Annotated in this window: 17 protein-coding genes and 1 pseudogene; 11 read left to right on the top strand and 7 right to left on the bottom strand. The window is 67.3% G+C overall.

Features of this window, described 5'->3' with window-relative positions; genetic code table 11:
* Positions 1 to 383 precede the first annotated feature (383 nt).
* From QM693_RS11565 to QM693_RS11555, 3 genes are read left to right on the top strand one after another with little or no spacing between them, the layout of a single operon-like run.
* A complete protein-coding gene (locus QM693_RS11565; protein ID WP_283352397.1) occupies positions 384 to 836 on the top strand; it encodes a DUF6325 family protein in 453 nt (150 codons plus the stop codon).
* Between the two features lie 15 nt (positions 837 to 851).
* Positions 852 to 1,139: an SHOCT domain-containing protein gene (locus QM693_RS11560; RefSeq protein ID WP_283352396.1), complete on the top strand. Its 288-nt coding sequence runs from the start codon at positions 852 to 854 to the stop codon at positions 1,137 to 1,139.
* Positions 1,140 to 1,170: 31 nt separating this feature from the next.
* Positions 1,171 to 1,560: an SHOCT domain-containing protein gene (locus QM693_RS11555; protein WP_005249450.1), complete on the top strand. Its 390-nt coding sequence runs from the start codon at positions 1,171 to 1,173 to the stop codon at positions 1,558 to 1,560.
* 312 nt (positions 1,561 to 1,872) lie between these two features.
* On the opposite strand, the gene QM693_RS11550 is transcribed toward QM693_RS11555, so the two are convergent.
* The 4 genes from QM693_RS11550 to QM693_RS37840 form a co-directional block, all read right to left on the bottom strand.
* Positions 1,873 to 2,271 (bottom strand): DUF7144 family membrane protein, encoded by a 399-nt coding sequence (locus QM693_RS11550; protein ID WP_283352395.1) that lies wholly within the window; start codon positions 2,269 to 2,271, stop codon positions 1,873 to 1,875.
* Positions 2,272 to 2,443: 172 nt separating this feature from the next.
* Positions 2,444 to 3,694: a cation:proton antiporter gene (locus QM693_RS11545; protein WP_283352394.1), complete on the bottom strand. Its 1,251-nt coding sequence runs from the start codon at positions 3,692 to 3,694 to the stop codon at positions 2,444 to 2,446.
* A gap of 115 nt (positions 3,695 to 3,809) precedes the next feature.
* A complete protein-coding gene (locus tag QM693_RS11540) occupies positions 3,810 to 4,238 on the bottom strand; it encodes a DUF7144 family membrane protein (protein ID WP_283352393.1) in 429 nt (142 codons plus the stop codon).
* A gap of 607 nt (positions 4,239 to 4,845) precedes the next feature.
* Entirely contained in the window at positions 4,846 to 5,226 is a 381-nt protein-coding gene (locus tag QM693_RS37840; RefSeq protein ID WP_502942631.1) for a YtxH domain-containing protein, read from the bottom strand.
* 444 nt (positions 5,227 to 5,670) lie between these two features.
* Between QM693_RS37840 and QM693_RS11530 the strand changes: the two genes are divergently transcribed.
* The 6 genes and pseudogenes from QM693_RS11530 to phoU all read left to right on the top strand — a co-directional run bounded on the left by QM693_RS11530 (position 5,671) and on the right by phoU (position 10,767).
* Entirely contained in the window at positions 5,671 to 7,161 is a 1,491-nt protein-coding gene (locus tag QM693_RS11530; RefSeq protein WP_283352392.1) for a CYTH and CHAD domain-containing protein, read from the top strand.
* Between the two features lie 365 nt (positions 7,162 to 7,526).
* Positions 7,527 to 7,931, top strand: coding sequence for a DUF7144 family membrane protein (locus tag QM693_RS11525; RefSeq protein WP_283332867.1), 405 nt, complete (start codon positions 7,527 to 7,529; stop codon positions 7,929 to 7,931).
* Between the two features lie 172 nt (positions 7,932 to 8,103).
* Positions 8,104 to 8,592: a hypothetical protein gene (locus QM693_RS11520; protein ID WP_283352391.1), complete on the top strand. Its 489-nt coding sequence runs from the start codon at positions 8,104 to 8,106 to the stop codon at positions 8,590 to 8,592.
* 241 nt (positions 8,593 to 8,833) lie between these two features.
* On the top strand, positions 8,834 to 9,175 hold the full coding sequence (locus QM693_RS11515; RefSeq protein WP_283352390.1) for a three-helix bundle dimerization domain-containing protein: 342 nt from the start codon (positions 8,834 to 8,836) through the stop codon (positions 9,173 to 9,175).
* A 368-nt stretch (positions 9,176 to 9,543) separates the two neighbouring features.
* Positions 9,544 to 10,014, top strand: a complete 471-nt coding sequence (locus QM693_RS11510; protein WP_502942630.1) for a DUF7144 family membrane protein — start codon at positions 9,544 to 9,546, stop codon at positions 10,012 to 10,014.
* A 106-nt stretch (positions 10,015 to 10,120) separates the two neighbouring features.
* Positions 10,121 to 10,767, top strand: a pseudogene (gene phoU / locus QM693_RS11505) (phosphate signaling complex protein PhoU).
* Between the two features lie 39 nt (positions 10,768 to 10,806).
* Here phoU and QM693_RS11500 read toward each other — a convergent pair.
* Entirely contained in the window at positions 10,807 to 11,211 is a 405-nt protein-coding gene (locus tag QM693_RS11500) for a WhiB family transcriptional regulator (RefSeq protein WP_349307498.1), read from the bottom strand.
* A 611-nt stretch (positions 11,212 to 11,822) separates the two neighbouring features.
* Positions 11,823 to 12,947, bottom strand: coding sequence for a helix-turn-helix transcriptional regulator (locus QM693_RS11495; RefSeq protein WP_283352389.1), 1,125 nt, complete (start codon positions 12,945 to 12,947; stop codon positions 11,823 to 11,825).
* 107 nt (positions 12,948 to 13,054) lie between these two features.
* On the opposite strand from QM693_RS11495, the gene QM693_RS11490 reads away from it, so the two are divergent.
* Together QM693_RS11490 and QM693_RS11485 are read left to right on the top strand one after the other, a co-directional pair.
* Entirely contained in the window at positions 13,055 to 14,074 is a 1,020-nt protein-coding gene (locus tag QM693_RS11490; RefSeq protein WP_283352388.1) for a methyltransferase, read from the top strand.
* A gap of 27 nt (positions 14,075 to 14,101) precedes the next feature.
* Complete coding sequence (locus QM693_RS11485; RefSeq protein ID WP_283332874.1) at positions 14,102 to 15,229, top strand: flavin-containing monooxygenase; 1,128 nt, start codon at positions 14,102 to 14,104, stop codon at positions 15,227 to 15,229.
* A gap of 433 nt (positions 15,230 to 15,662) precedes the next feature.
* On the opposite strand, the gene QM693_RS11480 is transcribed toward QM693_RS11485, so the two are convergent.
* A complete protein-coding gene (locus QM693_RS11480; protein WP_283332875.1) occupies positions 15,663 to 16,253 on the bottom strand; it encodes a hypothetical protein in 591 nt (196 codons plus the stop codon).
* Positions 16,254 to 16,320: the final 67 nt, after the last annotated feature.

Raw genomic sequence — 16,320 nt, 5'->3', positions numbered from 1 at the left:
AGACGCCGAGGACCGATTCATCGCTGGACGCTCCTGGGCGTGCGGGTCGACGCGGTGGAGTGTTTCGCGGACTGTACCAACATGTGCTCACTGCCGGAGACCTGAAGTGGGCCTACGCCGAGAAGGACTACCGGCTGTTGGGCGTCAACACATCCCTTCGTCGCCAGCAGGAAAGCATTCGAGCCGCCATACTGCTCAGCCGACACGACCTGGGTCCTCTGGCCGTGGCATTTGTGGGCGCGGCACTTGTTGTCGTTTTCCGACGCATCCTGGGGCGTGGATGGGAAACTGTGCGTGCTGGGACGAGGCATTTCGCATGCCTGGAGGCGCAGATATGCGCCTGATGTTGTATCGGTGCGGTCGTCAGAAGCGAGGTCGAAGCAGTGACCGGCATTGATTTCGACGAAGTGGGGCCCATCGACTATCTGGTCGTGGAGTTTCCTGCCGAGCACCCGCCCGACGGCTCGGCTCTTCCCCTGTTGCTTGACCTGGTCGAGGGGAACATCATCCGGGTCCTCGATCTGGTTTTCGTCCGGAAAGGCGCCGACGGATCGCTCGCCGGGATCGCGGTCGAGGATGTGGGCTTCACCGGGACCGTCGATGTGACGCTGTTCGCCGAGGCAGCGTCGGGCCTGATCGACCGGGGGGATCTCGAGCAGGCGGCGGCTGTCCTCGAACCGGGTTGCGCCGGAGCGATCCTCGTGTACGAGAACCGCTGGGCGGCACCGTTCGCGTCCGCTCTACGCCGGGAAGGCGCCCAACTCGTCGCGTCGGGACGGGTACCCGTCCAAGGCATCCTCGCGGCGCTCGATTCTCTCGACGGCTCCACCCGATAACCCGAGGAGCGCACCGTGCCCGGACTTCTCCGCGGAATCGCCCGCACCGCCGTGATCGCGGGAACCGCGACCACCGTCTCCAACCGGGTCTCGCGGCGGCAAGGCCAACGCTGGGCCGCCCAACAGCCGCCACCGACGCAGCAGGCTGCACCACCGCCGCCCACCCCACCGGCAACGCCGCCACCGCCCGCAGGTGGTGCCGATCGTCTCACCGCGTTGAAACAACTCGGTGAACTGCGCGCACAGGGGGTTCTCACCGACGACGAGTTCAACGCCGAGAAGGCCAGGATCCTGGCCTCCTGACCGGAATCACCGAGTGGACGGAGCACTGACAATGGACGGTTTCTGGGATTTCTTCTGGATCGTCATCGTCTCTTTCCTGTTCGTGTCCTACCTGATGGTGCTGTTTCAGATCATCACCGACCTGTTCCGTGACCACCGGATGTCCGGGTGGCTCAAGGCGCTGTGGTTGTTGTTCTTGTTCCTGATTCCGTTCCTGTCGGCGCTGATCTACCTGATCGTGCGTAACGAGGGCATGACCGAGCGGTCCGCGGCGGCCTTCGCGCAGGTCAAACAGGCCCAGGACACCCACATCCGGGACGTCGCGGGCACGGGCACGAGCGAGTCCCCGGCCCAGCTGATCGCCGACGCCAAGGCACTGCTCGATTCAGGGGCGATCACCCCGCAGGAGTTCGAGACCCTCAAGAGCAAAGCGCTGACCTAGCACCGAAAGGCGCCGAGGCACACCCTTTCTCACACCCCGCACTGCCGCCATCGAAGGAGAGGCAACGGCCATGATCGATCGCACGGACACTCCCGTCAGGATCCGTCGGCGCGGGCGGGGGTGGGGGTCATGAGCACGGTGGACGGGCCTGTCGACCAGCCTCCCGCCGAGGCCGCGGCACGCACCAGAGCCTGGCGCTCAGGTGATGGCATCTGTTCACCTGCTGCTCTATCCGGTCGACGGCGGGGTTGCTGCGGAGCGCACGGTGACCCTGTCGGCGGCGAAAGCGGACAACCCGACGGTTCCGTTCATTCACAACTGTGGTGGCTTCCAGGTCGACACCGCCCAGATCGCCGCGACATCAAGTGCGATGATCACCATCGACCAGGACGGGTAGTACGGCAGCCACAGGAAGTTGGCGAGGATCGAAATGGCCGCAAGGACGATCGCCGCTACCCGCGCCCAACGCGCGCCGGCGGCCAACGCGAGACCGACCACGCAGAGCAGCACCCCGAAGGCGATGTGAAACCAGCCCCAGACGATGAGGTCGAACCGGTAGGTGTACTCGTAATCCACCGAGAACCCTTCGCTCTCGGCGACACCGGCGATGCCCTGGGCGAACTGGAGGAGACCGACGGTCAGCACCAGACTGGCCGCCCCGAGCGATGTGGCGGTCACCACGCGCTGTTCGGTCGACGACTCCTCGGTCATGATGTACCCCCTTCCGGCGGGGCTGCCCGCACGCCGTATCTGCTCATTGTCCGCCTCAGTCCATCGGGTCCGCCGCGGAATGTGGGCTGGACTATGAAGGACTCCATCGGCGGCGGACCCGCCCGCCGGTCGATGACCACGATGCGCGTGGCCACAGGTGCGGGTGCGGGGATCACCGTCGAGTGTCCGGGGCGGGTCGGGTCTCCGGGTGTGGGTGGTCCCGGGACCAGGCGGCGTAGCGGTCGGCGAGGGGGCTGGCGGTGAGCCCGTGCGCCAGGACGGAGAGCGCGATCGTGATCACCGCGGTGGTCAGTAGTAGTTCTTCGTGGGGTAGCTCGCCCGGTTCTTCGACGATGAGGATGGCGAAGACGATGGTGGCCAGGCCCCGGGGCCCGAACCAGCCGAGGAAGGCCACGGTCGGGGCGCGAGGGTGCGTGCCGACCAAGGACAGCGCAACGGGCAACATCCGGACGACGGTCAGGCTCACGACGGCGTACCCCAGCACAGCCCAGGAGAGACGACCGAGTGCGGGACCGAGCAGCACGGCCCCGAAAACGATGAAGGTCACGGCACTGAACAAATCGCCGGCCTCGTCGATCATGTGCCCGGCGTTGCCGACATCGACGTCGGCGCGGCGCCAGAGTGCACCGAAGGTCAGTCCGCCGACAAACGCGGCAATGAATCCGGAACCGCCCAGCGGCACGGCGGCGGTGTAGGCGAGCAGGGCTGCGGTCACCGGCACGGTGTGCGCCCACAGCGGATCGAGGGCGCGGCGCCGACTGGAGGTCACCAGGACCGCGGCCGCGAGTACCCCTGCGCCCACCCCCGCGACGATCCCGTATCCGATCTGCTCGGTGACCAGACGGGCAGCCGCACCGCCGCCGATCGTGCCCGCCTCGGCATGCGCGATCGCGAGCACGGTCAGGAACAACGGCACACAGATCCCGTCGTTGAGCCCGCTCTCGACGTTCAAGCCCTGCCGAATCCGCATCGGCAGCACGGGGAGGGTGACCACGGCCTGACCAAGCGCGGCGTCGGTGGGGGCGAGGATCACCGCGAGCAACAACGCCTCGGGCCAGGCAAGGTCGCCGAGCACGATCGCGGCGGCACCGAATCCGGCCGCGATGGTCAGCGGCAGACCGATACCGAGAAGTCGCGCAGGCAGGGAGATCTCGGTACGGAGTTCGGCCAGGTCGACGTGTGCAGCGTCGGAGAACAACACCAATGCCAGGGTCACCTCGGCGAGCAGTTTGACGATCTCGGCGGTGGCGTGCACATCGACCACGCCGACCGCCTCCCCGCCGAGCAGGAACCCGCTGACGGTGAAGACGATCGGGGCGGTGATCGGCGTGCCCGCAACGCGCCCCGAAATCGCCACGAAGCCGAGCAGGACCACCGCGATCGCCGGCAACGCCCACGTCATGCCGGCCACGCCTCACCGCCGGTCGACATCACCGCGGCACGAGGTCGTGTCGACGGCCGCCTGTGCTCCGTGCGTGCATGTCGCACTGTTCGTTGTCCCGTGTTCGCTTGGCTGTTTATCTCGCCGGTGGATTGGGCTGTGCGACTCGGTCCTTGTCGGGGTGCCATGTCGAGACGGCCCAGATCACCACGGCGTTGAGGGCGATGATCGTGATCGCCCACATGGGGTAGTAGGGCAACCAGAGGAAGTTGACGAGGATCGAGACCGCGCAGATCACCATGGCGGTCACTCGCGCCCAGGCGGCACCAGTGAACAGGGCGATTCCGGCGGCAGTGACGATCGCGCCGAGAACCAGGTGGGTCCATCCCCATGCGGTGAGGTCGAATTGGTAGGTGTAGTCGATTCCGGTGACGATTACCTCGTCCTTGGCGATCGCGGACAGGCCCTGGAGTACTTCGAGGATACCGACGGTGACGAGCAGAACCGCCCCACCCCTCGCGGACCCTTGCACCACATCGCGTTTGACCACAGATTCCTCGGACATGACCGTTCCCTTCCCGGGCAACGCATGAAGTGTTCCGGCAGGTTTGATTGTCCTCTTGTCGGGCCGTGCTGGCGGCACTTCGCGGCAGGTGTGGGCCCGCAGACTGGTCTCCAGGACCAGGACCAGGACCGCACGTCGCCCCGCCCACTCAGAAGCGGCGAACCCCGTCCCGCAGCCGTCGGCCTGATATATCTGTGATGCCCGGCTGCGACAGCCCGACCGATGGGAGCCGAATCGGCGCCGTGCGGGAGACGGGGCCCGTGCCTCCGTGCCGTCGCCGACCGAGTCGTGCAGCGCCTTCCGCCCAGCCCCCGAGCTCGTCTGATACGGATGCCGGGGACGGCGAACTGCCAATGGACCGAGCACTTCCCACGCACGGGCCGGATAGCGGTAGCAGGTCACCGGTTCCGCGTTTCGCCTTCGATGCGGATCCACAACCAGGCATGCCGGCAACAGCAAGATCTCGATGAACGACACAAACCGGGGGCGCGAGAAAGGAGGGGGAAAGACTCGTTGCCCGACGCCCGGCCGGGGATCGTGCGCTTCAACCAGGTCGCCCCGCACCATGGGACACTCGGTGCAGCGGAATGGACGGACGGTGGGCCTCCTATGACCGAAGAACCGAACAACGGTGGTTCCGAGCGGGCAACGGGCCCTCGGCGGACGCTCGCGATCCTGCTGGCAATGGCGATGTTCGTGCTCGTCGTCGACACGTCTCCAGCGGCACTCCGGTGGTGGGGGCGGTCGTTACGCTCGTGTCGGTGCCGTGGGGGGTAATCTTCTTCGCCAGTGCGCCGGCCTTCTGCTGCACCTTCGGGGCCATGTCTTTTAGGGTCTCCGTCGCGCCGCCCACCTTCTCCTGCACGGTGAGGTTGTGCCAGGCTTCGAGGGACTGATCCCTCATCTTCTCGTAGGTTTGTCGGCCATACCGGGTTCCCAGGACGAAGCACACGGCCGCCCCCGCTGCGAAGAACCACGCTTTCTCCATGAAATCTCCTGACGTGTAGCACCGGCGATCAGCCGAATCATCGTCGGAACGCCCTGCTTTACAGCTGACCTAGCCCCGAACGCGGGGGGAGTGCACAGTCGTACCCCAGCGCCGGCGTCCGACACCTCGTGGTGGACGGGTCAGACGCCTGCCGCAACGTCACGGCCCGGAAGACGATGCAGTGCTCTCCCCGGTCATGCGTCCGATGGTGTCGAGGACGATGCGGCACGCACCCTCCCGAAATGACACTCCGGATATTTTGCGGGACAGAGACGTCCGCACCCTAAACGGCGATTCTCGCTGATCCGATCGCACCCAGGTGGGTGACGAATGGTGCGATCACTCCGTTCCGGCATGGGCAGTGGTTGTGGGTGCACAACGGCGCACTGCACGGGTTTCACGAGATCACGATTACCCGCCGGGCGGGACGGGCAGTCTGGATCCATGAGCAAGGCGCAGCAGGAGCGGGAAGACAAGTACGACGTCGGCGCCGACTTCGCGGTTCCGGACCTGGACGACCTGGTCCCGCCGGGAGGTCGGCTCGACGAAGACACCGTCACCCTCGACAGCGAATACTTCGACACCACGGACCGGGACCTGCTCCGCCACCACGTCACGTTGCGGCGCCGATCCGGGAACACCGACGCAGGGTGGCAGCTGAAGGTGCCCGACCGCAAGGCGCGCACCGAAATCCGGGTGCCGCTCACCGCGGACGACACGGTGCCCGGCGAGCTGGCCGCCCTGGTCTCGGGGGTGGCCCTGGGCAAACCGGTGCACCCGGTGGCGTCGATCTCGACGGTCCGGCTCCGGCTCCGGATGCTCGACCCGGACGGGAACCTACTCACCGAGGTCGCCGACGACACGGTCCGCGCCACCGCGACCGCCGCCTCGGCCGGGGACGGCGCGGTCGCCAGCGAGTGGCGCGAGGTGGAGGTCGAACTGGGCGATGCCGGTGACGGGAAGCTGCTCGAGGCGGTCGGTGAACGGTTGACCCGGGAAGACGCCCGCCCGTCCTGGTATCCGTCGAAACTGTCCCGGGCACTGAACCCGAACGGTCCGGGCACCGTCGACGACGACCCCGCTGCCGACGACTCCGGGGCGGAGGTGGTTCGGGAGCTGTTGACCGCCTACCTCGACACCCAGGTCCAGGCGATCGTCGGCGGGGATGTGTGGCTGCGCCGCGGGTTGGACCCGGTCCATGCCACCCGGGTCGGGATCCGGCGGTTCCGCAGCACCCTGCGGGTGTTCAAGAAGGTGCTGGATCCCGCCGCCCGGACGCGGCTCGACGTGGAACTGTCCTGGTACGCGGGGGTGCTCGGTGAGGTCCGGGACCGGCAGGTTCAGCGTGCCCGGTTCGCCGCCGCGGTCACCGACCTGCCCGAGGAGCTGGTACTCGGTCCGGTCGCCGCCCGGATCGAGAATGATCTGCTCGCCGAGCAACTCCGGTACCGCGCCGAGGTCATGGAAACCGTCGACGGTGACCGGTACCGGAACCTGCTCGCCGAACTGGCGCGGTGGCGCACCGACCCGCCCATGACCGAGAACGCGACCTCCGGGACCCGGGCGCTGAAGAAGGCCGCCCGGAAGGCCCGCCGCAAGGCCGACAGAAGGTTGGCGGCCGCCCTCGACGACGGCGGCGACGTGGCCCTGCACCGCGCCCGGAAGGCCGCGAAGCGGGCCCGCTACGCCGGCGAACTCACCCGTGGACTGGTCGGGAAGAAGACGAGCAAGAAGAGGATCGCCGAATACAAGAAGATCCAGAAGGTTCTCGGGGAGCACCAGGACAGCGTGGTCGCGCTCGGGACCCTCCGCGACCTCGGTGCCCGCGCCGGGAGCACCGGCGGCGAGAACGGATTCACCTTCGGGTTGCTCTACGGGCTCGAGCTGCAGGCCGCCCGGCGTGCCCGCGACGATGCCGCCCGGCTCACCACCTGACCCTTCGAGCACCGCGCGCACCGCCGACGGGCTCATGACACCCCGATCCACGGGTGGACACGGCATCGACGTGCCCGGCGTCTCCCGGCGGGCGGGCTGCTCGCACGTCTGCTCACCCACGTCCCGGCGGGAACTCGAGGAGCTCGACGACTACACCGCCGCCTGGGCGGTGACCAAGTCCTGGCGACCGGCAACGGAACCGACACCGCACCCCGCTGCGCCATTTCGAGTTCATTCACCTCCTAGGGACCCGACTCCAGAACCTCTGTCTGATCGAAATGCGCGCAATCGCGGATCAAACGCCTGGTGAGCGGTGCACACTGAGAACGGGCATACAACATCGGCGTCCCGAGAGGTGAATCGTCGTGACCGACAAGTCGACCGTCCGTCAAGAGATCGCCGCCGACACGATGATCGGTGCCGCGATCTTGCTGGTCACCAGCGGTGTGCTGCATATCCTGCAGGGGATCGCCGCGATCGGCAACGACCAGGTCTTCGTCGTCATCACCGACTACACCTACGAATTCGACCTGACCGTATGGGGGTGGGTCCATCTCGTGCTCGGAATTGTGATCGCGCTGGTCGGCGCCGCCCTGTTCCGCGGTGGCCTGTGGGCGCGAACGTTGGCAGTCACCCTCGCGGCAGCATCGATCGTCGTCAACTTCCTCTGGCTGCCCCACTACCCGGCGTGGGCGATCGCGATCATCGCGATCGACACGGCGATGATCTGGGCGGTCATGACTGCGATCCCTCGCTCGGCCCGGCACTGACACACGCGATCGACGCCGGTACTCTCGACGATCTTCGGTCGTGAACGCGGTGGGGGCAGGGTGAGATGCGCGCCCAGACCGCACGCGAAGATGTGGGGTACGGCGATCGGAAACCTCTTGTCCCCTGGCTGATCCACCACCGAGGAACGGTGCGTGGTGCGATGATGAGGGTATGCGCCGCCATCGTTGGCCGGCTCTCGCGCCACCGGCAGATCGGGGCCTTCGTGTGCACCCCCCGACGCCGATCGTTGCCGAGAAGGACCTGGACCTGGAACTGTCCGCGGTCACCGCGTTCACGTCGGGGCTGCTGCTGCAACTAGCGATGCGGGTCACCGGGATCCGCGCCGACTTCGCCCGCTACGAAACCCGTCCCCTGACCGACCCGAACGACTGGTCGGCGCGGTGGTCCGATCTGAGCGTGCAGGTCCGCGCCGACGATCTCGACGGGCCTGCCGACGCCCTCCACCGAAGCGAACCGCCCACCGGGGAATCCGGGCCCTACCGGGCGACGCCGTCATACTGGATCGGCGCCTACCCTCGGACCGGGAAGCTGACCGTCACCACCAGCTGGACCGAGATCGGACTCCACCGGACCTCGATCATCGTCGCTCTCGGCCCCAGCCCCTTTTCTACCGCGTCCGAATCCGGTGCGGGACGGTAACAGCCACCGACGCACACCCTCCGCCGCCTCACCCGGCGCAACGATGGCCGCGGGTGTTTAGGCCCAACACCAGCCGCATTCGAGACACTGCCGGTGTTCGACAGGCGGTACCGGAACCAGGCCGCGACGCGGTCGCCAATATCAGACTTGCATCGAGGATCCGTTTCACCACGCCGAACCCAGTGAAAAGTGATATCGAAAAGTGTCCCCGCCCGAGCGTCCGGGCAGGACAATTCTTCTCATGGACGACAACGAAAAACACGCCCTCGATGTCGTCCGCGCCCGGCTGTTCCAGCGCTACCCCGATCTCGAACCCGAGATAGTCGAGGATCTGATCGCGGCAACGCTTGACCGGTTCGACGGCTGCCGCGTCCGGGACTTCGTTCCCCTGCTGATCGAGCGGGCCACCACCCGCACACTCGACGCCACGTACAGCCGGACACCGGCGCCCCCGGAACCGATCCGAACCTCGGAACTTCCCGCCACCGCACACGCCGAACCGGCGGCACCGGCAGTGATCAGCAGCGGGAGAGTGCGCGGTGTGCGGGGTGCCTTCGCCCGTCGCTCACCCCGCCTGTCCTAATCATGTTCCATGAGGGGGCGAGGCCCAGGAGCGGGAATGCGAAGCCCCGCGCGCCATCTGGGGTCGGACGCCGAGAAGCTCACCCCAGAGCTCACCGCCACCATCACGCAGCAGCGGTGATCTGTCGCCGGGGATTTCTCGCGCTCTACTGTGAAGCCACAGTGCCGGTGACCCGCACAAACACATCCCAGTCCGCACAAACAAACAAATACAAGACCGACCAACCGACCCAGCTGGCCCGTTCCCAGTCATCCGGCGAAGATGGTCATCCAGCCCCTCCAGCCGGAATCCGGGTTCTCCCGCGAACGGAGCACGCGGCGGCGGACAATCGTCGTACCGACACATCGAAGCTTCGAGGAGGACCAGACATGTCCGATCGCAGCGTGGGGGTGGGCCCAGCGTCCGAGTACCCCTCGACCAAACAGAGTTTCGCGGCCGGCACGTCGATGTTCGCGGCCATCATCATGGTCACCGTTGGCTTCATCCAGTTCTGCCAGGGCATCGCCGCGGTCGCCGACGACGAAGTGTTCGTCCGCGGGATCGACTACGTCTACAAGTTCGACCTCACCACCTGGGGCTGGATCCACCTCGTCCTCGGCGCCCTCGTCGCGATCGTCGGCCTCGCCCTGTTCACCGGCGCCGGATGGGCCCGGGTGTCAGCCATCATCGTCGCCGCGATCTCGATTCTGGCGAACTTCCTGTGGCTGCCCTACTACCCGGCGTGGTCACTGCTGATCATCGCCCTCGACGTCGTCGTCATCTGGGCTGTCTCGACGTGGAACCCCGACCAGGATCTGCGAGACGGGACCTTCCGCAGCACCGGCACTCCCACAAGGTAATTCCGGTCGGCATCACGGTCGGACCGGACCCGTCATCGACGAGCGATCTTCCGTGCGGATCGCCCAGCAGGTCGATAGCCGCTGCGGATACCCCAGGATGATGCCGATGCGGATCAAGTTTCACGAACAGCTCGACGACCTGACCAACCGGCTGGCGCTGATGTGCCACCTGGCCGGTGAGGCCATTGAGTCGGCCACCGACGCCCTGGTCCGGGCTGATCTTCCGCGGGCCGAGCGGGTCTTCGACCTCACCGAGCAGATCGAGCGGTTACACGGTCCGTGTGAGGAGCAGGCGATGGCGTTGCTGGCGTTGCAGGCCCCGGTCGCCCGGGATCTGCGCCAGGTCGTCACCGGGGTGCATTTGGTGTCGGATCTGAGCCGGATGGGCGGGCTGGCGCAGCATGTGGCCGAGAGTGTGCGCCGCCGGCACCCGAACCACGTCACCTCGGGGGAGACGGAAGAAATCCTGAACCGGATGGGGCGAGCGGCGACCGCGCTTGCCGGTCTCGCCGAACAGGTCCTGCGCACCCATGATCCCGAGCTGGCCGCCGAGCTCGGCAGACGCGACGACGAGCTCGACGACCTGCACCGAGACTACTGACCCTGATCGAGGATCCGGCCTGGTCCGGCAGCATCCCGGCCGCGGTCGATGTCACCTTGTTGGGGCGTTTCTACGAACGTTTCGGTGACCACACCGTCGTGGTCGGGCGCCGGGTGATCTTCCTCGTCACCGGCGAACCCCTGAGCCCGTAGACCGGCGCACTCGGGTCGCCAGCGTGGACCGCGACGGGCCTACTGAATGCTCGCGGCGCGGCGCTGCTGGCGAGCGTATCGGCGTCGCTCGGTCTCGCTCATCCCGCCCCAGGTGCCATACGGTTCGGGAGCGGACAGGGCGTAGTCGCGGCAGGGAGCGAGCGCCGGGCAGCTCGCGCAGAGCCGCTTCGCTTCGGCTTCCCGGCGGGCGCGGTCGAGTCCGCGTTCCTTGTCGGGAGAAAAGAAGATCGCCGCGTCGACGCCCCGGCACGCTGCCCGGGGCACCCCACTCGGCGACGAGCGGACCATGGGGGTCGGTGTGCCGCGGATCGCGACCATCGGGGTGCACTGGCGGTGGAACAGGGCACGGTAGCGATGCCATGGGAAGGGGGCCTCCGGACGGACATCCCGGGGAACCGTCGCAGGGTGACGTGTGGCGATCAAACCTGGACTCGTTCCGCCGGGGCGAAGAATTACCAGGGCACTACCCGACCTCGCCGTGCCCGCACTCCGTTCTGCCGTCTCCGGCGCGCGAAGGGCCAGTGAGTCGCCAGAGAGGGACAGTCATCGATGGCACATCGCCCCTGACAGCGCCAGATGAACTGAAAGTGGGGCGCCAAACGCGTCCGGAAAACGATCCATTTTCGACACCGCCTCTGACCGGCGGATTCGGCACGTCGGAGGCGCGAAAACCTGTGTCGAGAAACTGTGTCGAAAACCCTAGCCCACTGCACTTTTCGACAATCTGATGGCTGTGACTCACGGCGATAGGTGGCATTGATTTCGCGGCTTTATATGGCGCTGCCTGCCGGACTCGCGGAGCCGCCGTTAGTCGTGTGAATTGGGATTGGGCTTGCAGGACGAACGGAGGGAATCGGGGCCACCTCCGTTCGCTGCGGCGGCGACAGAATGTGCGAGGGGCACCTTCCTGGTCGACGGCACACTGTCAGTGAGCGCCGGCGTCGTGGAAGGAGAGATGGTTCGGGCGGTGAACCTTCTTGGTTGGCGCGCCATTGGTCGTGAAGCAGATACGCACAGCTGAGAGTTCGGCGAATTCAGTTGATGCCCTTCGCCCACCATCCGGATGGCGGGGATGCCGCAAGCTCCCAGCGTGGCGCGTAGTGCTCGAGGAATATCTGCCCGACCAGTTCCCCGCGGCTGCGCACCCCGGTCTTGTCGAAGATCGACTTCATGTGGTCTTGAATTGTGTAGACGGATAACGACATTGCGTGCGCCATCTCCCTTGTCGATCGCCCTTGGATGCACAGCGTAGTGAGATGGCATTCGCGTTGGGACAGTCCGTAGGCCATGGCAATGACGGGCGCGATCTCATGCGGCGTCGCGGGTTGGATGATGACGGCGGTGCGTCCGTCTTCGACGCCGGAAAGCCTGGTCCCGTACAGCAACAGCCAGGCGCCGGATCGCGTGCGTACCCGCGAGCGCGCGGCAAGTTCCAGCGGATCGGTGCCCGGTTCGATCGCCCGCGCCCGGGCCGCGATGGCCTGCACGACCTTCGATTCGAACGGCGTCGACGGCGCCGGGACCTCGACAATTTCGTCGATCCAGCGTTCCGCGGCGGGTGAGACCGATTCCGGGTTGCCCGCGGCGTCGAAGACCACCACGCCGGGGCCGTAGTCCACGGTCGTCACGGCGGCCTCGACCTCGTGGAGCATCGAACGTCGCAGACCGGTCGCGAGCGCGGGCGCCAGCGCGGCGATTGCGCGGACGTGCTCGGCGGTGTACCACGGCGCGCCCGCATCGCGCAGGAATGCCGCTGCACCCCAATAGACCCCGTCCGACACGAGGGAGACCCGCAGCTCGTCGCCGATTCCGTACGCCTCGTGCGAACGGTGCCGTGCACTGCGGGACAAATCTCCGTGAGTATCCAGACTAAGTGCACCCGCCAGGCGGCCACTGTGCGCAAGAAACGCCCACTTGTCGACGTCCTCGACCTCGTATTCGTAGTGCGCCAACCAGGATCCGGAGCACCCAACGTTCCGGTTGACGCTGCCGGTGAACAGGATGGTGCCCGGGTCGACGGTGTGCCAGCAGCAGCGGTCATGTGGGATCACCGTGCGCAGGGCCTCGCTCATTCGCGCGCTGTACCCCACCCAGTCCAGCTGGTCGGCGGCGGCACGCCAGATTTGATCGCGGACGCGTGGCAGCGAGCTCTGCGCCATGTCCGAAGTGTATCGCAGCAGGTCAGGGCTGCCTACCCCAGAAATCTGGGTGAATTGCCCAGGATTCAGGGATATGACGCAGAACCGACAACGACGACGCTGGTTTCATGACGATGACAGCCCATACCTCCGCCGAAACCGACCACGACCTGCCTGACCCGGAGCCGATCATGCAGCTGGCGTCCGGGTTCATGGCCGCCAAACACCTCTTCGCCGCCAGCGAACTCGGTTTGTTCGAGGCGTTGGGCGAGGGCCCCACCGACCTGCATGGCCTTGCCGCCCGCACCGGGCTTACTGCCCGAGCCACCCGGATCAGCGCCGACGCCATGGTCGCGCTGGGTATGCTCGAACGCCGAGGCGAACAGTATGTCAATACCGAGACGGCGGCCGCGTTCCTCGCCGGCGGATCGCCCGCCGACCTGCGTCCGCTGCTGCGGTTCTGGGACAAGATCAGCTTCCCGGCGTGGGAAGACCTGGCCGACGCACTCGCCCGCGGGCCGAAACGCCAGATCTTCGACCTCGACGCCGCCCTGCAACCCATCGCCTCGATCGGTATCGAGGCGTTTTCGGCCGGCCCCTCGCTCGCCCTGCCGGACACGGTCGATCTGTCCGGTAGTCATCGACTCCTCGACATCGGAGGCGGCACCGGCTCCTGGTCCATCGCGGTGGCGCGCCACTGCCCGCAACTGAGCGCGACCGTGTTCGAGCTGCCGGCGGTTGCCCAGACCGCGCAGGACCGCATCACGTCGGTCGGGCTGGAGGGGCGAATCGACGTATGCGCCGGCGACGCGATGGCCGACCCGCTGCCCGCCGGGTACGACGCCTTCCTGGTCGCGAACCTGGTGCATTACTGGTCGCCGGAGCAGAATTATGCTCTGCTACAACGCATTCGCGACGTCGCCGCACCCGGCGCCACGCTGCTGATTGCCGACTTCTGGACCGACCCCACCCACACCCAGCCGGTCGCGGCCGCCCTGATGGCGGGCGAATTCGCGGTCCACCTCGAACACGGCGACGTCTACAGCGTCGGAGAAGGCATCGCCTGGCTGCAGGACACTGGCTGGCGCTACCGCGACCACCGCTCGCTCACCGGCCCGATGAGCGTCATTGTCGCCGAAACCGCATGAAACAAGACAACACCCAAGGAGCACACGATGAGTGAGCATCCAGTCGCAATCGTCGGTGCCGGCACCTCCGGGGTCTCGGCGGCGGTGGCCCTCGCCGACCGTGGCATCAACCCGTTGCTGATCGACCGAGCCGACCAAGTCGGTTCGTCGTGGCACTCTCGTTATGACCGGCTGCGACTGAACACCGGCAGGCAGTTCTCCCACCTGCCGAACCGCCCCTACCCCAAGGGCACACCGACCTTTCCCACGCGGGAACAGGTGATCGAGCATCTCGAGCGGCACGCACGTGCGGACGGGATCGAGCTGCGCCTGGGCTGCCCGGTGGAACGGCTCGACCTAACGGACGGGCACTGGCGGTTGACCACCGCTGCCGGTTCGGTCGACGCTGCCGAGGTGGTGGTCGCGACCGGCTTCGATCATGAGCCCTTCGTCCCGGACTGGCCCGGACGCGGGGACTGGCGGGGTGCACTGGTTCATTCCTCGCAGTACCGGAATCCCTCGCAGTACAACGGGAAACGGGTCCTCGTGGTGGGAGCGGGCTGCTCGGGCATGGAAATTGCCTACGACCTCGCCACCGGAGGCGCGGCAAAGGTCTGGCTTTCGGCTCGCACGCCGCCGAACATCATGCTCCGCCAGGGACCTGGTGGCATGCCGGGAGACTTCATCGCGACGCCGCTCTACCATGCCCCGGTCCCTATCGCGGACGCAATCGCTCGGTTCGGCCGGGAGAGGAGCATCGGCGACCTGCGCGAGTTCGGATTGCCGATCCCCGACGAGGGGATCTTCGCCCGCAGCGCGCGCCTCGGCGTGGCACCGGCGATCGTCGACAAGGAGCTCGTCGCCGCGATCCGAGACAGGTCCATCGAGGTCGTTCGCGGAGTCGAGTCACTGGACGCGGACAGCGTGTGGCTGGTGGACGGTGTGCGAATCGACCCGGAGGCGATGGTCTGCGCGACGGGGTTCCGCCAGGAACTCGAAAAGCTGGTCGGGCACCTCGGCGTACTGGACGAGCGAGGTTGGCCGCACGCCACCGGTGAAAAGCCGGCCGCCGAGAGGTTGCGTTTCATCGGGTTCGTGCCCAGGCCGTCGCAGATCGGGTTCGCGGCGAAGCAGGCTCGCCGCGCGGCCCGAGCGATCGCGCGGGAACTGCGGTGAGCGTCGGCGGTAGGATTCTCCCGCCCTGCCCCGGCGCTGGCTACGCACGGGTCTCCAGCGCAGACCAGAACCCTGACCACCGCACCGAATACCACCTGCGGCGGCAAACCTCGCCAGCCTCCCCGGTGCTGTGCGACGTGCGCAGCCGTGTGGCGCTGGGGGGAACCGCGCAATCCTGAACGGCACCCTGGCCGCACTCGACCGGGGGTGCGGGAACTGGCTGGGCGAGCGGCGCGGGTGCCGTCCCGTCATGGCCCGGTTCGGTGGCCGAGGGCACTGGGACGGGTGCTGTCACCGGGGCCGGTATGGGCACCGCAGGAGCCGCCGCCGCGGGATCCGCCGGAGGATCGGGATCTCAGCAGGTAGATCACCGGGTGCAGAATTTGCGGGGCCGGGGGCAGGGGCCTGAGCGGCGTTCTTAGCGTCTACAGTCCTACGCGACGTCCGGTCGGTAGCCGGCTGCGAGGGCGGCGACGGTGGACGGCGGTGTCAGGACGGTGGCGGTGCCGGTCGGCCGGTTCGCCGGAGTCCCGTATCCCTCGGCCGACCAGGGGACGACCGTGTCACCCAGCACGACCGCGGGTCCGCCGTCGAACAGCGCGAAGGCCCCGTCGGGCAACGACGACCACGCGGCCTCGTGCATGCGCTGGTGGGAACCGGCCAGCCGTTCTCCGTGCAGCCGGGCGTCCATCTGGTCCGCGCCCGGCAGCCCACCCCCGTGGGCCGACTGCCACGCGAGACGAAAGTCGTTGTACCGCTCGCGTCGGCAGAGGGCGCACGGCCGGTGCCCGGCCGCGAGGGCCACCGCCTCGTCGTGGAAGAAGAGGACGGTGTAGTGGCCGTCGCTCCACTGGGCGACGGTGCGGGCCGGGTAGTCGGTGACGCAGATGATCCACCGCTTGCCCGCATGGTTGCGCACGACGGTGTGCCCCCGGTGCAGGCAGCCCCGGTTTCCCATGAACCGGCCGCGGAGTGGAATCGCGACGATCTCGGATCGGGGTGACACGCGATTCCGTTCGGCCATGTGCCGATGGTAGCCAGCCGACCCGCGCGTCAAAACCGGATGAGTACCCCCGTCCGGCGCTAACCTG

The sequence above is a fragment of the Rhodococcus sp. IEGM 1305 genome, from assembly GCF_030058635.1.
GTDB lineage: Bacteria > Actinomycetota > Actinomycetes > Mycobacteriales > Mycobacteriaceae > Rhodococcus_F > Rhodococcus_F opacus_D.
Note: the sequence above shows the minus strand (reverse complement) of the source record. Positions and strands in the feature narration are given on the sequence as shown.